Raw genomic sequence first — 20,145 nt, 5'->3', positions numbered from 1 at the left:
ACGCGGGGCGGGCCTCCCGGCCGTCATCGTTGGTGTATGACCACCAGCCACGCTCCGATCATCCGACTCGACCACGTGTCCAAGCACTACGGCGACGCCGCGCGCCGGGTGACGGCGCTCGACGACGTCAGCGTCGACATCGGCGCGGGGGAGTTCACCGCCGTGATGGGGCCGTCCGGGTCCGGCAAGTCGACCCTCATGCACGTCGCCGCCGGGCTCGACGCGGTGTCCGCCGGCCGCATCCAGATCGACGGCGTCGACATCACCGGGCTCGGCGACAAGGACCTGACCGAGCTCCGTCGACGTCGGCTCGGGTTCGTGTTCCAGTCGTTCAACCTGGTGCCGACGCTCGACGTCAGCGAGAACATCCGACTGCCGTTCCTGCTCGGCGGGCACAAGCCGTCGAAGGACGAGAGCGCGTGGATCGACCGGTTGGTCGACCAGCTCGGACTCGGCAACCGGCTCTCGCACCGGCCGCACCAGCTGTCGGGTGGGCAGCAGCAGCGCGTGGCCATCGCCCGGGCGCTCGCCTCCCGGCCGGCAGTCGTCGTCGCCGACGAGCCGACGGGTGCCCTCGACTCGCGCACCGGCCGTGACGTCCTCGCGATCCTGCGCGGCGCCGTGCAGGAGTGGGGGCAGAGCGTCGTCATGGTGACGCACGACCCCGTCGCGGCCGCCAACGCCGACCGGATCCTGTTCCTCGCCGACGGCCGCGTCGTCGCCGACCGTCCGGCGATGGACGCCGGCGCGATCTCCACCACGATGCTGGGGATGGAGGCAGCAGCGTGAACGGCGTCCGCTCCTTCGCCCCGACCGTGCTGGTCGCGGCGCTCGGCACGACGTTCGGCTCGGCACTCGTCATCGCCCCCGGCATCGTGACCGAGGCGCTCGGCGCCGCCGGGCTCGCCGACCTCGGGCCGGTCAAGTCGATCCTGTCCGTCGTCGGGTGGCTGTTCCTCGGGATCGCGCTGTACGTCGGTGCGATCGTGACCGCCAACACCTGCGCGACCCTCATCGCCGGCCAGACCCGCATCATCGCGTTGCAGCGTCTCGTCGGTGCCACGGGTGCGACCCTCCGGGCCCGGATCACCCGCACCGGACTGGTCGTCGGGGTGCTCGGCGGACTGATCGGCGCCGTCGTCGGCACCGGACTGTCCGCGGTGTTCGTGGTCGTCCTGCGCGGCAACGGGTTCCTGCCCGACGCGGACTACACGCTCCTGCCGTGGGAACTCGTGCTGCCGGTCGTCGCCGTCGTCCTGGCGACGTGGGGAGCCTTCGCCGCGGGCTCCCGCCGGGTGCTGACCGTCACCCCGCTCGAGGCGCTGTCGTCGAGCGTCGAACCGAGCCGCGACGACGTCCGCTCCGGCACCGCCCGCAAGGTCTGGGCGATCGTCCTCATGGCGGGTGGCGCGGCGCTCATGCTCATCGGGCTCGCGGTCAGTGCGAGCTCGCCCATCGCGGTGCTGCCGGCGGCACTCGGCGGGTTCGTGTCCTTCGCGGGCGTCGCGGTCGGGGCGACGATCGTGATGCCGCCCGTCCTGCAGCTCATCGGCCGGATCGGCTCGCACGACCCCGTCGTCCTGCTCGCCGGCCGCAACGCCATGCGTGCGCCGGGTCGGTCCTCGCGGGCGACGATCGGGCTCGTGATCGGCGTCACCCTGCTCGTCACCTTCGCGGTCGCGCTCGGCATCATGCAGCACGTGCTCGAGGCCCAGCTCGAGGACCTTGGGCAGGGCCAGATGACGACCGAGATGGTGCAGGCGCAGCGCGACTTCTTCGTGCAGCTGAACGCCGTCGTCAGTGTCATCGTCGGGTTCTCCGCCGTGATCGCCGCCGTCGGGGTCGTGAACGCGCTCGCACTCGGGGTCCTGCAGCGTCGCCGCGAGCTCGGGCTGCTGCGGGTCCTCGGACTCACCGGGGCGCAGGTCCGCCGGATGATCGTGACCGAGGCCGTGCAGATGGTCGTCGCGGCCGTCGTCTCCGGGCTCGTGCTCGGCACCTTCTACGGCTGGGTCGGCGGGCAGACGCTGCTCGGGTCGCTGGGCACCCCGGTCACGCCCGTGCTCCCGCCGCTCACCATCGGGATCGTCGTCGTCGGGGCGCTCGTGCTCGCGGTCGTCGCGACGATCGCGCCGGTGCGGCGCGCGATGCGCGTGCCCCCGACCGAAGCGCTCGCGGTCGACTGACGAGCGGCCGTGGTCGGCCCACGCGACGGACGGGAGGCACGGTGCCAGCTGGCACCGTGCCTCCCGTCCGTCGTCCCGTGCCTCCACCGCCGCGGGCGCGCCCGCCACGCCGCCACGCCGCTCGCGTTCGCCGAGGTTCCACGATCTTGGACTCCGGACGGCCGCCGGCGACGGTTCGTGGAACCTCGGCGTCCGGCCGACGGCATGTCGTGACCACTCGAACGCCCCTCGCTGTCACACGAGTCGCGGCCGGTGCTACCGTGGACCCGATGTACTCGGCACTCCTCCTCCTTCGCTGCCGCGACGAGGCCTGACACACCGGCCCACCTCGTCGCGGAGTCCGTCGTGGCCGCCCTCACCCAGAGCACACGAAAGCGACGAACGATGCAGAACACGCAGCAGCCCTCCGGGATGCCGATCCACAAGTACGTCCCCTTCCACGAACAGATCTCGGTCGACCTGCCTGACCGCACCTGGCCGACGAAGCGCATCGACAAGGCGCCGCGCTGGTGTGCCGTCGACCTGCGTGACGGCAACCAGGCCCTCATCGACCCGATGGACGCCGAGCGCAAGCGCGCGATGTTCGACCTGCTCGTCGGGATGGGCTACAAGGAGATCGAGGTCGGGTTCCCGAGCGCCTCGCAGACCGACTTCGACTTCGTCCGGTCGCTGATCGACGAGGGCGCGATCCCCGACGACGTCACGATCCAGGTGCTGACCCAGGCGCGCGAGCACCTCATCCAGCGCACGTACGAGGCGATCGACGGCGCGAAGCAGGCCATCGTCCACCTGTACAACTCGACGTCGGTCGTGCAGCGCGAGGTGGTGTTCCGCACCGACGTGCAGGGTGTGGTCGACATCGCGGTCGCCGGCGCGAAGCTGTGCAAGGCGGCCGAGGCGACGCTGCAGCACGACACGACGGTCTACTACGAGTACTCGCCGGAGTCCTACACGGGCACCGAGCTCGAGGTCGCACTGGAGATCTGCAACGCCGTGCTCGAGGTCTTCGATCCGACCCCCGACCGCAAGGTCATCATCAACCTGCCGGCGACCGTCGAGATGGCAACGCCGAACGTCTACGCCGACTCGATCGAGTGGATGTCGCGCAACCTGGCCCACCGTCAGGACGTCATCCTGTCGCTGCACCCGCACAACGACCGCGGCACCGCCGTCGCCGCCGCGGAGCTGGGCTACATGGCCGGCGCGGACCGCATCGAGGGCTGCCTGTTCGGTAACGGTGAGCGCACCGGCAACGTCGACCTGGTCGCGCTGGGCATGAACCTGTTCACGCAGGGCATCGACCCGGAGATCTCGTTCGCGGACATCGACCAGGTGAAGCGCACCGTCGAGTACTGCAACCAGCTGCCGGTGCCGGAGCGCCAGCCGTGGGCGGGGGACCTCGTCTACACGGCGTTCAGTGGCTCGCACCAGGACGCCATCAACAAGGGCTTCGAGGCGATGAAGGCCAAGGCGGCCGCGGCGGGCAAGGACATCGACGAGATCGAGTGGGCGGTGCCGTACCTGCCCGTCGACCCGAAGGACATCGGCCGGTCGTACGAGGCCGTCATCCGCGTCAACTCGCAGTCCGGCAAGGGCGGCGTCGCCTACCTGCTCAAGACCGACCACGCCCTCGACCTGCCCCGCAAGCTGCAGATCGAGTTCTCCGGCGTCGTGCAGCGGCACACCGAGACCGAGGGCGGCGAGTTCTCCTCGCAGCGCATCTGGGACGTGTTCCAGGACGAGTACCTGCCCGCACCGACCGACGACGACAAGTGGGGCCGCTACGAGCTCACGAAGACGGCGACGTCGAGCGACTTCGACGGCACGACCTCGCTGTCGGTCGCGCTCCGCGTCGACGAGGGCTCCGTCACCGCAGACGCCGTGGGTACCGGTCCGATCGACGCGTTCCTCAAGGTCCTCGCCGAGCAGGGCGTCCAGGTCACGCTGTACGACTACTCGGAGCACACGATGAGCGCCTCCGGTGACGCCAAGGCGGCGTCCTACGTCGAGCTCGACGTCGACGGCGTGCGCCTGTGGGGCGTCGGCATCGACGCCGACATCTCGACGGCGTCGCTCAAGGCGATCGTCTCCGCGGTGAACCGTGCGGTCCGCGCGGGAGCCGCGACCGGCGCCGACTCGCCGGAGCTCGTCTCCGCCTGACACGCGCGGTACTTCCCCCGTCACGCGCGATGGCACGTCGGATCGGGCGTACCTGGTCGTTTCTTCCGACCAGGTACGCCCGATCCCGCCAAGTACGCCCCCGCGCCCAGCCCGCGCACGCCCAGCCCGCGCACGCCACGCCCCGCGCGGCGCGGTGTCGGCGGGGCGGGGGATACTGGGGGCATGCCGCTGTACCGGGACGAGTGCGTCGTGTTGCGCACCCACAAGCTCGGGGAAGCCGACCGCATCGTCACCATGCTCAGCCGGCAGCACGGCAAGATCCGAGCGGTGGCCAAGGGCGTGCGGCGGACCGCGTCGAAGTTCGGCAGCCGCCTCGAGCCGTTCATGGTCGTCGACGCCCAGTTCTACGAGGGGCGCTCGCTCGACATCGTCACGCAGGCCGAGTCGCTCGGCGCCTACGGTGCGCAGATCGTCGCCGACTACGGCGCGTACACGGCTGCCAGCGCGATGGTCGAGACCGCCGACCGCCTGAGCGAGGCCGACGCCGGCCTGCAGCAGTACCTGTTGCTCGTCGGTGCGCTGCGGTCGTTGTCCCGCGGTGAGCACCACTCCAGCGCCACGCTCGACTCCTACCTGCTCCGCGCGATGAGCATCGCGGGGTGGGCGCCCTCGTTCGGCGACTGTGCGGTCACCGGGGAGCCCGGGCCGCACTCGGCCTTCGTCGTGCAGCTCGGCGGCGTGGTCGCCGATCGCGCTGCGCCTCCCGGCACGCCGCGGCTCGACCCGGCGACCCTCGGGGTGCTCGGCTCGCTGCTCGCCGGCGACTGGGCGAGCGTCGACGCCACCGACGAGCGGACGCGGTCACGGGCCTCCGGCGTGGTCGCGGCCTACGCCCAGTGGCACCTGGAACGATCGCTCCGGTCCCTGCCGCACGTCGACCGGTCGGAGCACCCGCTGCCGGTGCCGCTGACCCACGACGGGCCCGAGGCGACGGCCCGTGCGGTCGCCTCCACCCCGGCGCCCTCCGTCCCGGACCCCGCCGACTCCGACCTCGATCCCGCCGCCGAAGGAACCCCCACCGCATGAGCCCCCGCCGCCCCGACGACGCCGAGCCGTTCCGCCCGATCGACTGGACGGGCCAGACGCCCCCGGCGATCCCGGCCCGGTTCGTGCCGGACCACGTCGCCATCGTGATGGACGGCAACGGCCGGTGGGCGAACGGCCGTGGGCTCACCCGGATCGAGGGGCACAAGGCGGGTGAGGCCTCGCTGCTCGACGTCGTCGCCGGCGGCATCCAGATCGGCGTCAAGCACATCTCGGCGTACGCGTTCTCGACCGAGAACTGGAAGCGTTCCCCCGAAGAGGTCCGGTTCCTGATGGGCTTCAACCGCGACGTCATCCGCCGACGGCGCGACCAGCTCAACGAGTGGGGCGTCAAGGTGCGGTGGGCCGGTCGGCGTCCGCGGCTGTGGCGGAGCGTCATCGACGAACTCGACCGCGCCGAGCAGATGACCGCGGGCAACGACGTGCTGACCCTGACGATGTGCGTCAACTACGGCGGCCGGAACGAGATCGTCGACGCCGTGCGGGGGATGGCCGAAGAGGTCGCCGCCGGACGCCTGAAGCCGAGCCAGGTCACCGAGAAGGCCCTGGCGAAGCGGCTGTACGAGCCCGAGATGCCCGACGTCGACCTGTTCCTCCGCAGTTCGGGGGAGCAGCGCACGAGCAACTTCCTGCTCTGGCAGTCGGCGTACGCCGAGATGGTGTTCCTGGATCGCCTGTGGCCGGACTTCCGCCGCACCGACCTGTGGGGTGCGATCGAGGAGTACGCACGCCGCGACCGGCGCTACGGCGGTGCGGTCGACGCGCCGACGGCGTAGCGGAACCGTCAGCCGGGCCCGTCGAGCAGGTGCGCCGCGGACCGCACGGCATCCAGGGCCGCACGGACGCTCGGCACTCGCTCGGCCCCGCGTGCCACGACGACCTCGACGCGTCGAGCCAGGTCGTCGTCGACGGGATCGACCCGGACCTCGGCGGGGATCACCGTCGTCGCGAGTGCCAGCCGGGGGAGCAGCGCCACCCCGAGTCCGGCGGCGACGAGCCCCACGACCGCCGCCGCGTTGTCGGTCTCGAGCACGATGTCGGGCGTGAACCCGGCGGTGGCGCACGAGGCGAGCAGGTGTCCCCGGCACCGTGGGCAGCCGCCGATCCAGCGGGCATCGCGGTGCGACGCGAGGTCGACAGCACCCGAACCCGCTGCGCCGGAGTCTGCAGCACCGGGCCCCGCGGCCCCGGACGGCGTCACCAGCGCGAGCGGGTCGCGTCCCAGTGCCCGGGTGAGGAGCCCGGGGTCCGGGGTGGCTCCGACCTCGTCGCCGACGTAGGTGAAGGTGAGGGCGACGTCGACCTCGCCGCTCCGCAGCAGGTCGTGCGCTTCGGGCGGTTCGACCTCGACGTACGAGGTCGTCACGCCCGGAGCGGTCGCTGCCAGCCGTGCGAGCACGGCGGGCACGAGGGCGGAGGAAGCGCTCGGGAACCCGGCGAGGCGCACCCGACCGCGGGTCAGGCCGCCGACGGCGTCGAGGTCCTCGCGCGCGGCGGTCAGTGCGGCCTGCACATGCAGGGCGTGGTCGGCGAGCACCTGTCCGGCGTGCGTGAGTGTGGCACCGCGGCCGCCACGGAGGACCAGTGCGTGCCCGAGCCGCTGTTCGGCACGTGCGAGCAGCTGGCTGACCGCTGGCTGGCTCGACCCGAGCGCTGCGGCGGCACGGGTTATCGACCCGCCGTCGGCCACGGCGCGCAGCACCCGGAGCAGCTGGGGATCGATCTCGTCCATCACGCCATATTATCGGTGGCACAACGAACCGGCCCTGGTGTGATGGGAAGCGAGCCGGGACGCTGTCCGCATGGACTCCTTCCCCGCCGGCCGCGGCTACCTCGCGGCGTGCACCGCCGGTCTGCCGACGCGTCACACCCTCGCGGCCCAGCGCGCCGACCTGGACGCGTGGTCCCGCGCCGAGACGTCGCCGGCCCACTACGGGGCACTGGTCGAACAGGGACGCGCGCTCTTCGCGGAGCTCGTCGGGGTCCCGGCGTCCCGCGTCGCGACCGGCTCGCAGACCTCGGTGATGGCCGCGGTCGTCGCCGACGCGCTGCCGGACGGTGCCGAGGTGGTCGTCCCCGACGGCGACTTCAGCTCGGTCGTGTTCCCGTTCCTCGCCCAGGCACACCGCGGCGTCCGGGTCCGGAGCGTCCCGCTCGACCGGCTCGCCGCGTCCGTCGGGCCCGACACGGCCCTCGTCGCGTGGTCCGCGGTGCAGTCCGCCACGGGCGCGGTCACCGACTCCGACCCGGTCGTGGCCGCGGCCCGCCGCGTCGGCGCCCTGACCCTCTGCGACCTCACGCAGGCCGCCGGGGTCCTGCCCGTCGACGCGGCACCGTTCGACGTGACGCTCACGCACGCCTACAAGTGGCTCTGCGCGCCGCGCGGCGTCGCCTTCATGACACTCTCCGACACCGCCCTCGGCCGGCTCCGCCCCGTGCAGGCCGGCTGGTACGCGGGGGAGGACGTGTGGTCGTCCTGCTACGGACCCGCGATGCACCTGGCCGACGACGCCCGTCGCTTCGACGTCTCGCCGGCCTGGCAGGCGTGGCCCGGTGCCGTGGCCGCGCTCGAGCACGCGGTCGCGCTCGACCAGCAAGCGGTCTGGAGGCACGCCACCGGTCTCGCAGATCGGCTGTGCGACGCCCTCGGGTTGCCTCGGCAAGGCGACGGGCAGGCGATCGTTACGTTCGCGGACGCCGACGGGTCGGCCCTCCGTGCCCTCACCGCTGCGGGGATCACCGCCTCCGGACGTGCCGGGCGGCTGCGGATCGCGTTCCACCTGTGGAACGACGAGGCGGACGTGACCGACGTCGTCGCCGCGCTGGGCGGGGTGGGGCCGGGCGCGTCGGGAAGGTGAGCGCGGACGGCGGACGCGGGGCGGGCCTCCCGGCCGACGAACGCCGGTAGTCTTGCCCGGACCGTTTCCGCACCGAGCACCCAGCTCGGCGACCTCTGGAGCACCCTTTGGCACAGCCCTCCCGTCTCGACAGCGTCATCGCCCTGGCCAAGCGCCGCGGCTTCGTCTTCCAGTCGGGTGAGATCTACGGAGGCTCCCGCTCCGCGTGGGACTACGGGCCCCTCGGTGTGGAGCTCAAGGAGAACATCAAGCGCCAGTGGTGGCAGCGGTTCGTCCGCGGCCGCGGGGACATGGTCGGCCTGGACTCGGCCGTCATCCTGCCCCGCAAGGTGTGGGAGGCCTCCGGCCACGTCGCGACCTTCACCGACCCGCTGGTCGAGTGCCTGCACTGCCACCACCGGTTCCGTGCGGACCACCTGACCGAGGCGTTCGTGGCGAAGAAGGGCCGCGACCCCGAGGGCGGCATGGCCGAGATCGCCTGCCCGAACTGCGGAACCCGCGGTGAGTGGACCGAGCCCCGCGAGTTCTCCGGCATGCTCAAGACCTACCTCGGCCCGGTCGAGTCGGAGGAAGGCCTGAACTTCCTGCGCCCCGAGACCGCGCAGGGCATCTTCGTCGACTTCGCGCAGGTCGTCACGACCAGCCGCATGAAGCCCCCGTTCGGCATCGGTCAGGTCGGCAAGGCGTTCCGCAACGAGATCACGCCCGGCAACTTCATCTTCCGCACGCGCGAGTTCGAGCAGATGGAGATCGAGTACTTCGTGCCGCCGGCCGAGGCGGGCGAGCACTACGAGCAGTGGATCGCCGACTCCGTCGCGTTCTACACCGACCTCGGCATCGACCCGGAGAACCTGCGGCGCTTCGACGTGCCGGACGGCGAGCGGGCGCACTACTCGGACGCCACCGCCGACATCGAGTACCGCTTCGGCTTCACCGGCTCGGAGTGGGGCGAGCTCATGGGCGTCGCGAACCGTACCGACTTCGACCTCAACAACCACATCGAGTCGTCCGGCCAGGACCTCCGGTTCTTCGACCAGGCCGCCAACGAGAAGTACGTGCCGTACGTCATCGAGCCGTCGTTCGGCCTGACCCGTGCGCTCATGGCGTTCCTGCTCGACTCGTACCACGAGGACGAAGCCCCGAACGCGAAGGGCGGCGTCGACAAGCGCACCGTGCTGCGCCTCGACCCGCGTCTGGCGCCCGTCAAGGCCGCGGTGCTGCCGCTGTCGCGCAACGAGCAGCTCTCGCCCGTCGCCCGTGGCCTGGCCGACGACCTGCGCAAGAACTGGAACGTGGACTTCGACGACGCCGGCGCGATCGGCCGCCGCTACCGTCGCCACGACGAGATCGGCACGCCGTTCTGCATCACGGTCGACTTCGACACGCTCGAGGACAAGGCCGTGACGGTGCGCGAGCGCGACACGATGGCGCAGGAGCGGGTGGCGTTGGACCAGCTGCAGGGCTACCTGGCGCAGCGCCTGCTCGGCGCCTAGCAGTTTCGCGGGCGTCGGAACCAGGTTCCGGACACAGCACCACGAAGATCCAGGGTGCGGTGTCCGGAACCAGGTTCTGCGGGAATGCGGGCGCACGCCGCGGGTTGGCATCAGCATGAACGACTCCGTGAAGGTCGATGTCTGGTCGGACATCGCCTGCCCCTGGTGCTACATCGGCAAGCGCAAGTTCGAGGCCGGCGTGGCCGCGTTCGGCGCCTCGTCGGACTCCCTGCCGGTCGAGGTCGAGTACCACTCCTTCGAGCTGAGCCCGGACACCCCCGTCGACTTCGAGGGCACCGAGGCCGAGTTCCTGTCGAACCACAAGGGCATGCCCGTCGAGCAGGCGCAGCAGATGCTCGACCAGGTCACCGGCATCGCCGCGAGCGTCGGGCTCGACTACGACTTCGAGGCCATGCACCACACCAACACGGTGAAGGCGCACCAGGTCATCCACCTCGCCAAGCAGCACGGCAAGCAGCTCGACATGGTCGAGCGCCTGTTCACTGCCTACTTCGAACGCGGCGAACACGTCGGCGACGAGGCGACGCTGGCCGACCTGGCCGCCGAGATCGGGCTCGACCGCGACGAGGTCCTCGCGACGCTCCGCGACGACGCACAGCTCGCCGCCGTCCGCGCCGACCAGGCCCAGGCGCAGGCCTTCGGCATCAACGGCGTCCCCTTCTTCGTCATCGACGGCAAGTACGGCGTCTCCGGCGCGCAGGACCCGGCCGCGTTCGAGCAGGTGCTGACGCAGGTCGTCGCGCTGCGCGGGACGACGCCCGACGAGGTCGCCTCGGCGACCGAACGCGCTGCGGACGACGCGAGCGCCGACGTGGCGGCGACCCGATGACGGGCGCGACGCTCACCGCCGGGGGTGGAGCGGGCCTCCCGTCCGCCCTGTCGGTCCCGGATGCGATTTCCGGTCTGGAGGCGCGCCCCGGCCTGCTCACGCTGGTCACGCCCGGCGGTGCGCCGGTCTGCGACGGTGATTCGTGCCTGATCGACGCCGGCTCGTTCGCCGGCGCCGAGGGTGACTGGTCCGAGGTGCCGGACTGACGACTCCGTCAGTCGCGCGTCGCGCGCTGGTGGTCCCGCGCCCCCGTGCGGTCGTGGGGGGCCCCCCCCGGGGGGGGGCCCCCCCCCCCGCCACCGGGGCGCCGACGAGTCGGACGCAGCCCGCCCCGCCCTACGCCAGCAGCACGCTCCAACTGAACGCCTGCGGCCAGAGCTGGTGCTCCGGCAGCACGTCGAGGCCGCACGCCCGGCTGCCGAGCCCGTGCTGGGCCGCGTCGAGGTAGAGGTACAGGTGGTCGGACGTCGGCAGCTCGTACGGGTGCTCGGCGCGGTCGATCTGCTGCGCGGTCCACGGCGTCAGGGTGAACCCCGCACGGTGCGACCCCACGGTGGAGACCGTGAACGGGCCGACCGACAGGGACCGCAGCGACGGCCGGTGCCCGGTCTCCTGCGGCCTGGAGTACTCCACCCCGAGCGACCGCACCGGCGCGGTGAACCGGCCGACACGGGCAGCGTGCGACGAGTCGGCGTACGACTCCAACGGTCCGGTGCCGAACCACGTCGCGTCCTCGTCCGCGAGCGAGGCGGGCAGGTCGAACCGCACGCCGATCCGCGGCCAGGTGACGTCCCACGCGCCGAACGGCACCGCGTCGGTCTGCAGCACCAGCCCCTCGGCGGTCAGGGTCCAGCGGTGCGTGACGTCGAGGCCCCAGCCGCTGTTCGCCGCCGCCACGCGGACCCGCTGTTCCAGGCCGGAGTCGGTCCGTGACACGGACACCAGTCGGTGCGTCAGCCGGTCCAGCCCTCGCTCCCGCCAGCGCGTGGCCGACGGGGGAGCGTCCGGGTCGCCGACGCCGTGCGTCAGCACCGGGTCCGCCGCCTCGTAGCCGCCCTGCGAGGCCAGTCGGTCGTTGTCGGTCGGGGCGCGCCAGAGTTCCAGGCGAGGGCCCGCGACCTCGTGTCCCTTCCAGGACACCAGGGCGCCGCGGTCCGAGAACGTCCCGTCGCCGAGACGGTCGCCGTCCCACCCCTGCCGGGAGGCCCGTGGTGCGTCCGCGCCGCGGCTCGCGACGAGCCGTTGGGTGCGTGCGACCACGTGGCCGGTGTCGGCCCACGCCGTCGGGCCCGCCAGTTCGGCGGTCAGGTCGAGCCAGAGCTCGTCGCCGGGGGCGAGTTCGGCCGTGGCCGCGTCGAGCACTTCGGTCGGCACCGGGACGGTCGCCGACTCGCGGGCCGCCACCACGCCGGCGGCGAACCGGCCGGACGCCTCGACGACGCCGTTGCGCGACAGGGTCCAGCAGAACCGCAACCCGGCGGTCGATGCCGAGTGGTACCGGTTCTCGACCAGGATCGTCGTGTCCGAGACCGCCAGGCGGACCGGGGCGACGACGGCCGCGAACTCGGCGAGCCCGGGCGTCGGGGTGTCGTCGGGCAGCACCAGGCCGTCCATCACGAAGTTGCCGTCGTGCACGACCTCGCCGAAGTCGCCGCCGTAGGCGTAGTAGTCCTCGCCGGTGGGAGTCGTCGCGAGCAGACCGTGGTCCCGCCACTCCCACACGAACCCGCCGTGCAGGCGCGGGTACCGGTCGACCAGGGCCTCGTACTCGGCGATCTGCCCGGGGCCGTTGCCCATGGCGTGCACGTACTCGCAGTGGATGAACGGCTTCGAGCGCTGCCGTGCCGCCTCGGCCGGGCCGCAGCCGAGCAGGGGCGTCGGGGTGCCGCCGCCGATGGACTCGGTCTCCTGCAGCGTCGGGTACATCCGCGAGTACACGTCGGTGTACTCGCCCGTGTAGTCGCCCTCGTAGTGCACGGGGCGCTCGGCGTCGCGGTCGTGCACCCACTGCGACATCGCGGCGAGGTTCCGGCCGGTGCCGGACTCGTTGCCGAGCGACCACATCACGATGGACGGGTGGTTCTTGTCCCGCTCGACGGTGCGTGCGACGCGGTCGAGGTAGGCCTCGGCCCAGTCCGGGTCGTCGGAGGGGTTGCCGACCCAGCCGGTGAAGATGAACCCGTGGGTCTCGAGGTCGGTCTCGAGGATCACCCAGAAGCCGAGCTCGTCGGCCAGGTCGAGCACGCGGGGGTGCGGCGGGTAGTGCGAGGTCCGGATCGCGTTGACGTTGTTGCGCTTCATGAGCGCCATGTCCGCGCGGGCGTGCTCCTCGTCGAAGACGCGGCCGCGCACGGGGTGGGTCTCGTGCCGGTTCACGCCGTGGAACACCACGCGCTCGCCGTTGACCAGGAACCGGTCGCCCTCGATCGACACGGTGCGGAAGCCGAGCCGCAACGAGACGGTCTCGCCGCCGGCGGAACCGCCGGCATCGGTGCCGGTCGACACCGTCGCGTCGTAGAGCTTCGGCAGCTCCGCGCTCCACGGCTCGACGCCCTCGACCGCGATCGGGGTGACGTCGTCCGGCGTCGCCCAGGTCACGTCGACACCCAGGTCGGGCACCGCGAACCGCACCGGGAACACGGCGTCGAGCGTCGGGAACGTGATCGTCCCGCTGCCGGTCGCCGGGCGACCGGACGCCGCGGTCCCGGCCGTCGCGGCGCTCCCGAGGGTCGGGCTCCACCCGGCGCGGACGAACACGTCGTCGATCGGTGCCGTGGGACGGGCGAGCAGCGTGACGTCGCGGAAGATGCCCGGCAGCCACCACTGGTCCTGGTCCTCGAGGTACGAGGCCGCCGACCACTGGTGCACCCGGACGGCCAGGTCGTTCGACCCCGGTCGCAGCAGCTCGGTGACGTCGAACTCGGTCGCCAGGCGGGACCCGGTCGACCAGCCCACGAGCGTGCCGTTCAGCCAGACCCGGTAGTGCGACTCGACCCCGTCGAAGCGCAGCAGCACACGGCCGGCCGCCGCGAACGACGCCGGCAGCTCGAACGAGCGGCGGTGGTCACCGGTGGGGTTCTCGTCCGGCGGGTGCGGCGGGTCGATCGGGAACGGGTACTGCAGGTTCGTGTAGCTCGGCGACCCGTGGCCGTGCAGCACCCAGTGCGACGGCACCGGCAGCTCGCCCCAGGCGGGGTCGTCGTCCACGACGTCGTCGGTGGCGAACGCGTCCGACACCGACGCGACCGGCGACCACCGGAAGCGCCAGTCGCCGTTCAGCGACAGCGAGGGTGCGTCGGTGTGGAGCGCGGCCCGCGGCGGGAGCCGTGACGCCGAACCCGGCGAGGTCGAGTGGAGGTCGTCGAGTGCGGAGATGGTCAACCCTTGACCGATCCTTCCGTGAGGCCCCCGCGCCAGAAGCGCTGCAGGACGATGATGGCGATGACGAGCGGGATGACCGAGACGAGCACCCCGCCGGTGGTGAGCTGGTAGAACTCCGGCAGGCGGTCGACCTGCGAGCGCCAGTTGTTCAACCCCAGTGTGATCGGGTACAGCTTCTGGTCTGCCAGCATGATGAGCGGCAGGAAGAAGTTGTTCCAGATACCGACGACCTGGAACAGGAACACGGTCACCAGGGCCGGGGTCATCTGGCGGAGCACCACGGTGTGGAAGATCCGGAGCTCGCTCGCACCGTCGATGCGTGCCTGCTCGAGGAGCGTGGTGTCCACCGACGCGGCGGCGTACACCCGGCACAGGAACAGCCCGAACGGGGAGACGAGGCTCGGGATGAGCACGCTCCAGTAGGTGTCGGTCAGGCCCAGCGTCGAGAACAGCAGGAACAGCGGCAGCGCCGTCGCGGTCCCCGGCACGAGCACGCCGCCGAGGATCGTGCCGAACACGAACTGCCGACCCTTGAAGTCGTACTTCGCTAGGGCGTACCCGCCGGCCGCGGCGAAGTAGGTCGCCAGGACCGCACCGACGCCGGAGTACAGGATGCTGTTCGCGATCCAGCGGACGAAGATGCCGCCGTCGTACGTGAACACCTGCTGCAGGTTGCTCCACAGGGCGAACTCGCCGCCGAACCAGAACCCGTTCGTCGAGAACAGTGCCCCGGTGGTCTTCGTCGCGGCGATGACGACCCAGTACAGCGGGACGAGGAAGTACAGCGCGACGATGACGAGGATGCCCGTCACCACGATCTGCGAGCGCGGGGACCGGTCGAGTTTGCGGCGCTGGTGCGCCGAGATCGACGTGGTGTCGACCGGTACGGCCGTCTTGGCGGTCGCCGGCGCTTCGATGGCTTCGCTGGTCATGCGTCCGCCCCCTTCGTTCCGTTCTGCAGACCGGACCTGGCCTGGAGGCCCGGTGCGGCTTGGGAAGTACCCGTGCTGCCCGCCGCAGCGCGCGTCTGGAGCGCGGTGCGGGCCTCCAGGCCGTCACGCTTGGCACGCTTGCGCCGGTCGCGTTCGTCCTTCGGCGCGCGGTTCGTCAACGCGAGGAACGCGAACGACAGGATGAACGCGGCCAGCGCGATGATGACCGCCTGCGCACTCGCGACGCCGTACTCGTTGAACGCGAACGCGTTCGTGTAGGCGGCGTAGTTCGGCGTGTACTCGGTGTCGATCGCCGGGGCGACCGTGGACAGGATCTGCGGCTCCGCGAAGAGCTGCAGCGTCCCGATGATCGAGAAGACCGTGGTGAGCACCAGGGCCGGCGCGATGAGCGGGATCTGGATCCGCCACGCGACCTGGAACGGGCCGGCGCCGTCCATCTTCGCGGCCTCGTAGACCTCGCCGGGGATCGACTTCAGCTGGGCCACGATGATGAGCATGTTGTAGCCGGTGTAGGTCCACGTGACGATGTTCGCGATCGACCACAGCACGCTGTTCGCGCCGAGGAAGTCCGGCTGCAGCCCCATCGACTGCAGCAGCGACACGATCGGCGACAGACCGGGCACGTACAGGAACGACCACAGGATCGTCGCGATGACGCCGGGGACGCCGTACGGCATGAAGTAGATCGCCCGGAAGAAGCCTGGCCAACGGGCGCTCGCCGACTCGAGCAGCAGCGCGAGGATCGTGCAGGCGATGATCATCACCGGGACCTGCACGATGCCGAAGAGCAGCATGCGGCCGATCGAGGCGACGAAGCCGGAGTCCTGCAGGGCGATCGCGTAGTTGTCGAAGCCGGCGAAGCGTCCGACGACGCCGTCCTCGCCGAACAGCCCCTCGCGGTCGACGGTCGTGAACGACTGGAACAGGGCGCTGATGATCGGGATGATGAACGTCAGCAGGAACAGGGCCAGGAACGGCGCGAGCAGGATCCACGGCGCACGCTTCTGCGCACTCGTGGCCTTCGTGCTCGTCCGGAAGGCGGGTCGCGTGCTGGTCTGCTGGCTCATCGTGCCGTCCTGACGCTGAGGCCCTTGTCCTTGAAGGACTGGACGATCTCCCGCTGCGCGAGTTCCACCGCGTCGGAGAGCTTGAGGCCGGAGGTGAGCTTCCGGCGGAACTGGTTCTGCAGGCTCGTGAAGGCCGACTGGGTCACGGGGGACCACGACCAGTCGATGTTCTGCTCCTTCGACGCCGGCACGAAGACGTCCTCGTTGTAGTTCTGGCCGGAGAACCACTTGCTCGGCTTCTCGCGCTGCGCCCCGATGTAGTCGACCGCGGGCGACCACCCGATGCCGCAGTACTTGATCATCGCGTCGATGCCCTCCTTCGAGGTCGTCATCCACGTGATGAACTCGAGCGCCTCCTTCGGGTGCTTCGCGTTCGCCAGGACCGCCGCCGTCGAGCCGCCGATCGCGCTCGACCCGAAGCCGTCGGAGCCCCACTTCTGCATCGGGGCGACCTTCCACTTGCCCTCGCCGCCCTGCACCGACTCGATCAGGGCGTCACCCCAGCTCGCGCTCGTGACGGCGGCGATCTTGCCGCTGGCGGCCGAGGCGTACCAGCCGGGGGAGTAGGCGCCGGCAGAGGTGTCGACGAGCTTGTCGTCGATGACCCCGTCGAAGAAGTCCGCGACCATCAGGGTCTTGTCGTCGGTCATGTCGACGACCCACTCGTCACCGTCGACCTTGAACCAGCGGGCACCGGCCTGCTGCGCGTACGCGGCGAACGGCGACGCGTCGGACACCGGGAACACCTCGAGGTAGTTCTGCTTGCCGGTCCCCCGGACCTTCTCGGCCAGGTCGCGCCACTCGTCCCACGTCGTCGGGGGTTCGCCGCCGGCCTGCTCGAGGATCGCCGTCTGGTAGTAGAACCCCATCGGACCGGTGTCCTGCGGGATGCCGTAGATGCCGTCCACGAACGACACCTGCGCCCACGCGGCCTCGTCGTACTTCGACTCGAAGTCCTTCGCGCCGTACCGGGCGAGGTCGACGAGGCCGTTGGCGAGCATGAACTCGGGGATCTGCCGGAGCTCGACCTGGCCGATGTCCGGGCCGCCGCCGGCCGCGAGCGCGGAGTACATCTTCTGGTACCCGCCGCTGTTGCCGCCGGGGATCCAGTTCGCCGACACCTGGATGTTCGGGTGCGTCTTGTTCCAGACGTCGCAGACCTTCTGCAGGTCCTTCAACCAGGCCCAGTAGGTGAGCTGGACGGTCTCGCCCGACGCGGCGGCCGGCACGAGGGCGGCCTTGTTCACGTTGGTGGAACCGGGGACCGCGCAGCCGGCGAGCAGCCCTGCCGCCGCCGTGCCGATGCCGAAGCCCAGGAGTTGTCGTCGGGAGATGGGTCGTGGTCGTGGCGTCATTGCCGTACTCCGGTTCGTCGTCGATTCGGGGTCGTGATCAGGAAACCACAAAACCGAGCGTCGTTGCAGTTTCGCGCCTGGGTGTTCGCTCCCGACTGTGGACGCCCGCTGGCGGCGAGGTGGAGTGTGGTCGCACGTGAGAGCGCCGGAGCTCATCGGCTCCGGCAACCGTCCGAGAGGAGCTGCCATGACGTCGACCAACGCGACGAGCGAACTGCACCGGATCCTGGGAGAGCGACTGGAGGGCGGCGGCACCTGGGCCTGGGCCTACGCCGACGTCTCCGGCAACGTCGAGGATCCCCGACGGCAGGCGGCGCTCAAGCTCCGCGGCGTCGAGGAAGGACTCCGCGCGCAGGGTGCATCCGACGAGGTCGTCGACGCCGTCGCCGGTGAGTTCGAGCAGGAGCCCGGCGTCCCCTCGCCCGTGAACCGCTACGTGCTCGTGCACGACGGCGAGGTCGTGCTGAGCGAGGTCCTGCCCGGGCAGCTGCACGGACCGGAGTCCGTCGGCGTCGGAGCCGTGCCGGACCTCGTGCCGCTCGTCGCCCACCGCCCCGTCGACCTGCCCTTCCTCGTGGTGCACGCCGGCAAGGAGGGCGGGGCGTTCCGTGCCTACCGCCTCGGACACGCCCCGGTCGCCGGGAACACCTCCGAGCAGCAGGTCCAGGGCCGGAACGACACCCTGCACTACGCCAAGGCCGGCACCGGGTGGAAGCAGCCGCACTGGCAGCAGCACACCGAGGAGATCTGGAAGCAGAACTCGTCGGAGACCGCGGCCGCCGTCGACGAGACCGTGCGGACGATCCGCCCCGGGCTCGTCGTCGTCGCCGGTGACGTCACCGCCCGCGAGCTGCTGGTGAAGGCGTTCTCGGCGGAGACCCGTGCGCTCGTGTCGGTGTTCCCGGGCGACCCGCGCGCCGACGCCGGCTCGAAGCAGGCGTTCGTCGACCACGTCGAGACCGCACTCGCCCGCGTCGTCGCCACCCGCCGCCACGACCTGGAGGACTCGCTCCGCACCCACGTCGGCCGCGGCGACAACCAGGTCGTCACCGGCCTCGGGCCCGTCGTCGAGGCGCTCCAGCAGGCGCAGGGTGCGACGGTCGCGCTCGACGCCGTGGCCATCGGCGACCGGACGCTGCTCGCGCTCGCCGGGGCACCGTGGGTCGCCACCGCACCGGAGCAGGCCGCCGGGACGCCGGTCATCGGAGCGGTGCCGGCGGTGTGCGCGCTGGTGCGGGCCGCGGTGCTGACCGACGCCGAGCTCGTGCTCGTCAACGCCGCATCGTTGCCCGGGGGAGCCCCGGCCGCCGCACTGCTGCGCTGGCCCGTCGGCCCGGTCGTCCCGGCCTAGTTCGCGGACCGTGCGCGCCCCGAGGTTCCGAAATCTCGGCATCTCGGGGCTCGCACCGCGGTTCGTCGGAACCTCGGCGAACCGCATGCGGCGAGTCGTGGAACCTCGGCGCCCCGACACCGCGCGGGTCCTGGGACCTCGGCGCCCCGACCCCGCGCGGGTCGTGGGACCTCGGCGGCCCGACGCCGCGCGGGTCAGTCGTGCGACCGGTCCGCGCGCGGGACCAGCGGGAGCGCCAGCAGGGGCAGCACGGCGACGATGCCGAACGACGCCGCGAACCCGAGTGCCGTGACCAGCGCGCCGATGCCCGGGCCGACGGCGCTCGCCGCGATGAACTGCCCGGTGTTCTGCGTGCCGAGTGCCCGGCCGGACCAGAAGGGCCCGGCGGCCTCGGCGACCGAGGTGTAGGCGAGGCCGTTGTCCGCCACCGTGACGCTCGTCGCGATGACCAGGAACACGGCCCCGGCCGCCAGGTGGGTGACGTCGACCAGGGCGAGCAGGCCCATCACGGCGGCGGCGCTCACCACGACGATCCGCAGCGGTCCGACCCGCGAGCCAGCGTGGTCGCTCCACACCCCGACGAGGATCCGCCCGATCGCCCCGACGAACTGCGACGCGCCGACGAGCAGCCCGGCCGCGGGGGTCGACCAGCCCAGGCCGACGAGCCACACCAGCCCGTACGTCGACAGCGTGAACTGCGGCACGACGAGCAGGATCGACACCGCGTGGATCCGCCACAGGAAGCCGCTCGACCGGTAGGGGTTCGCCGTCGTCTCGGCCGGGGCCGTGTGCCGGGCCGGCCGTGGCGGGTTCTGGATGCCGACGGCGCAGAGCACGGCGAGCACGACGCACAGGACGATCGGCAGGACGAGGGCCGCGCGGATCCCCGACCCCTCGGCGAGCTGCGGGACCGTGACGGCCGCGAGCGTGACCCCGAGCGGCTGCGACATCTGCCGGATCCCCATGGCCAGCCCGCGTCGCTCCTTCGGGAACCACCCGACGACGACCCGGCCGCTCGCCGCGTTCGTCGACGCGCTCGTCATGCCGGCCGCCAGGAACGCCAGCCCGAGCAGGACCGGGTCACCCGCGGCGAGCCAGGCGCCGACCACCGCGAGGGTCGTCAGGACCAGCCCGCCGGCGATCACGATCCGTTCGCCGAACCGGTCGGTGATCGCGCCCCAGGCGATGAGCGTCAGGACCATGCCGAAGGTCGGTGCGGCGGCGAGGACCCCCGCCACGGTGAGGGACGTGCCGCTCGCGTGCAGGTACGGGATGAGCAGTGCCGGAGCCGTCACCACGAGCGTACCGGCGGCCTGCGCGGCGACCCCGAGCGCGAGCATCGTCCACGCTCGGGGTCCGATCGAGCCGGAGGTCCGGGGCGCGGCGGTCGCGGTCGGGGTGGGAGTTCGCATGCGTGTCGCATCGT

Annotated in this window: 15 protein-coding genes and 1 pseudogene; 10 read left to right on the top strand and 6 right to left on the bottom strand. The window is 71.6% G+C overall.

Annotated features, from left to right (window positions below; genetic code table 11):
- Positions 1-36 precede the first annotated feature (36 nt).
- From ACVKXF_RS12720 to ACVKXF_RS12700, 5 genes are all read left to right on the top strand, one after another.
- The gene (locus ACVKXF_RS12720) at positions 37-789 is read left to right on the top strand and encodes an ABC transporter ATP-binding protein (protein WP_123312894.1); all 753 of its coding nucleotides are present in this window, start codon (positions 37-39) and stop codon (positions 787-789) included.
- Positions 786-2,186 (top strand): FtsX-like permease family protein, encoded by a 1,401-nt coding sequence (locus tag ACVKXF_RS12715; RefSeq protein WP_456795918.1) that lies wholly within the window; start codon positions 786-788, stop codon positions 2,184-2,186. The genes ACVKXF_RS12720 and ACVKXF_RS12715 overlap by 4 nt, the downstream gene beginning before the upstream one ends.
- A 384-nt stretch (positions 2,187-2,570) precedes the next feature.
- Positions 2,571-4,346: a 2-isopropylmalate synthase gene (leuA, locus tag ACVKXF_RS12710; protein WP_456795917.1), complete on the top strand. Its 1,776-nt coding sequence runs from the start codon at positions 2,571-2,573 to the stop codon at positions 4,344-4,346.
- Positions 4,347-4,529: 183 nt separating this feature from the next.
- A complete protein-coding gene (recO, locus tag ACVKXF_RS12705; RefSeq protein ID WP_123312891.1) occupies positions 4,530-5,393 on the top strand; it encodes a DNA repair protein RecO in 864 nt (287 codons plus the stop codon).
- Complete coding sequence (locus ACVKXF_RS12700; protein ID WP_456795916.1) at positions 5,390-6,187, top strand: isoprenyl transferase; 798 nt, start codon at positions 5,390-5,392, stop codon at positions 6,185-6,187. Before recO ends, ACVKXF_RS12700 begins: the two co-directional genes overlap by 4 nt.
- Positions 6,188-6,195: 8 nt before the next feature.
- Here the strand turns inward: ACVKXF_RS12700 and ACVKXF_RS12695 are convergent, their stop codons facing one another.
- Entirely contained in the window at positions 6,196-7,143 is a 948-nt protein-coding gene (locus tag ACVKXF_RS12695; RefSeq protein WP_456795915.1) for a LysR family transcriptional regulator, read from the bottom strand.
- A gap of 70 nt (positions 7,144-7,213) precedes the next feature.
- On the opposite strand from ACVKXF_RS12695, the gene ACVKXF_RS12690 reads away from it, so the two are divergent.
- The 4 genes from ACVKXF_RS12690 to ACVKXF_RS12675 all read left to right on the top strand — a co-directional run bounded on the left by ACVKXF_RS12690 (position 7,214) and on the right by ACVKXF_RS12675 (position 10,818).
- Positions 7,214-8,269, top strand: coding sequence for an aminotransferase class V-fold PLP-dependent enzyme (locus ACVKXF_RS12690; RefSeq protein WP_456795914.1), 1,056 nt, complete (start codon positions 7,214-7,216; stop codon positions 8,267-8,269).
- 107 nt (positions 8,270-8,376) lie between these two features.
- A complete protein-coding gene (locus tag ACVKXF_RS12685) occupies positions 8,377-9,762 on the top strand; it encodes a glycine--tRNA ligase (protein WP_123312887.1) in 1,386 nt (461 codons plus the stop codon).
- A gap of 115 nt (positions 9,763-9,877) precedes the next feature.
- The gene (locus tag ACVKXF_RS12680) at positions 9,878-10,612 is read left to right on the top strand and encodes a DsbA family oxidoreductase (protein WP_123312886.1); all 735 of its coding nucleotides are present in this window, start codon (positions 9,878-9,880) and stop codon (positions 10,610-10,612) included.
- Complete coding sequence (locus tag ACVKXF_RS12675) at positions 10,609-10,818, top strand: hypothetical protein (protein ID WP_340195733.1); 210 nt, start codon at positions 10,609-10,611, stop codon at positions 10,816-10,818. Before ACVKXF_RS12680 ends, ACVKXF_RS12675 begins: the two co-directional genes overlap by 4 nt.
- A gap of 130 nt (positions 10,819-10,948) precedes the next feature.
- On the opposite strand, the gene ACVKXF_RS12670 is transcribed toward ACVKXF_RS12675, so the two are convergent.
- The 4 genes and pseudogenes from ACVKXF_RS12670 to ACVKXF_RS12655 form a co-directional block, all read right to left on the bottom strand.
- A complete protein-coding gene (locus tag ACVKXF_RS12670; protein ID WP_456796045.1) occupies positions 10,949-13,987 on the bottom strand; it encodes a glycoside hydrolase family 2 TIM barrel-domain containing protein in 3,039 nt (1,012 codons plus the stop codon).
- Positions 13,988-13,989: 2 nt separating this feature from the next.
- Positions 13,990-14,925, bottom strand: coding sequence for a carbohydrate ABC transporter permease (locus tag ACVKXF_RS12665; RefSeq protein WP_111085425.1), 936 nt, complete (start codon positions 14,923-14,925; stop codon positions 13,990-13,992).
- Positions 14,926-15,092: 167 nt separating this feature from the next.
- Positions 15,093-16,013: pseudogene (locus ACVKXF_RS12660) on the bottom strand (carbohydrate ABC transporter permease); the annotation flags it as partial.
- Positions 16,010-17,368, bottom strand: a complete 1,359-nt coding sequence (locus ACVKXF_RS12655; protein ID WP_123310544.1) for an ABC transporter substrate-binding protein — start codon at positions 17,366-17,368, stop codon at positions 16,010-16,012. The gene ACVKXF_RS12655 and the pseudogene ACVKXF_RS12660, both read right to left, overlap by 4 nt.
- Before the next feature lie 187 nt (positions 17,369-17,555).
- On the opposite strand from ACVKXF_RS12655, the gene ACVKXF_RS12650 reads away from it, so the two are divergent.
- Entirely contained in the window at positions 17,556-18,719 is a 1,164-nt protein-coding gene (locus ACVKXF_RS12650) for a baeRF2 domain-containing protein (RefSeq protein ID WP_396290029.1), read from the top strand.
- A gap of 194 nt (positions 18,720-18,913) precedes the next feature.
- Here ACVKXF_RS12650 and ACVKXF_RS12645 read toward each other — a convergent pair whose 3' ends face one another.
- Complete coding sequence (locus ACVKXF_RS12645; protein ID WP_456795913.1) at positions 18,914-20,131, bottom strand: MFS transporter; 1,218 nt, start codon at positions 20,129-20,131, stop codon at positions 18,914-18,916.
- Positions 20,132-20,145: the final 14 nt, after the last annotated feature.

The sequence above is a fragment of the Curtobacterium sp. PvP017 genome (assembly GCF_054060195.1).
Note: the sequence above shows the minus strand (reverse complement) of the source record. Positions and strands in the feature narration are given on the sequence as shown.

What these genes read in the sequence shown, in the direction of transcription:
- ACVKXF_RS12720 (WP_123312894.1), top strand. Translation starts at nt 37, where the DNA reads ATGACCACCAGCCACGCTCCGATCATCCGACTCGACCACGTGTCCAAG.
- leuA (WP_456795917.1), top strand. Translation starts at nt 2,571, where the DNA reads ATGCAGAACACGCAGCAGCCCTCCGGGATGCCGATCCACAAGTACGTC.
- recO (WP_123312891.1), top strand. Translation starts at nt 4,530, where the DNA reads ATGCCGCTGTACCGGGACGAGTGCGTCGTGTTGCGCACCCACAAGCTC.
- ACVKXF_RS12700 (WP_456795916.1), top strand. Translation starts at nt 5,390, where the DNA reads ATGAGCCCCCGCCGCCCCGACGACGCCGAGCCGTTCCGCCCGATCGAC.
- ACVKXF_RS12695 (WP_456795915.1), bottom strand. Translation starts at nt 7,143, where the DNA reads ATGGACGAGATCGATCCCCAGCTGCTCCGGGTGCTGCGCGCCGTGGCC.
- ACVKXF_RS12690 (WP_456795914.1), top strand. Translation starts at nt 7,214, where the DNA reads ATGGACTCCTTCCCCGCCGGCCGCGGCTACCTCGCGGCGTGCACCGCC.
- ACVKXF_RS12680 (WP_123312886.1), top strand. Translation starts at nt 9,878, where the DNA reads ATGAACGACTCCGTGAAGGTCGATGTCTGGTCGGACATCGCCTGCCCC.
- ACVKXF_RS12675 (WP_340195733.1), top strand. Translation starts at nt 10,609, where the DNA reads ATGACGGGCGCGACGCTCACCGCCGGGGGTGGAGCGGGCCTCCCGTCC.
- ACVKXF_RS12665 (WP_111085425.1), bottom strand. Translation starts at nt 14,925, where the DNA reads ATGACCAGCGAAGCCATCGAAGCGCCGGCGACCGCCAAGACGGCCGTA.
- ACVKXF_RS12655 (WP_123310544.1), bottom strand. Translation starts at nt 17,368, where the DNA reads ATGACGCCACGACCACGACCCATCTCCCGACGACAACTCCTGGGCTTC.
- ACVKXF_RS12650 (WP_396290029.1), top strand. Translation starts at nt 17,556, where the DNA reads ATGACGTCGACCAACGCGACGAGCGAACTGCACCGGATCCTGGGAGAG.
- ACVKXF_RS12645 (WP_456795913.1), bottom strand. Translation starts at nt 20,131, where the DNA reads ATGCGAACTCCCACCCCGACCGCGACCGCCGCGCCCCGGACCTCCGGC.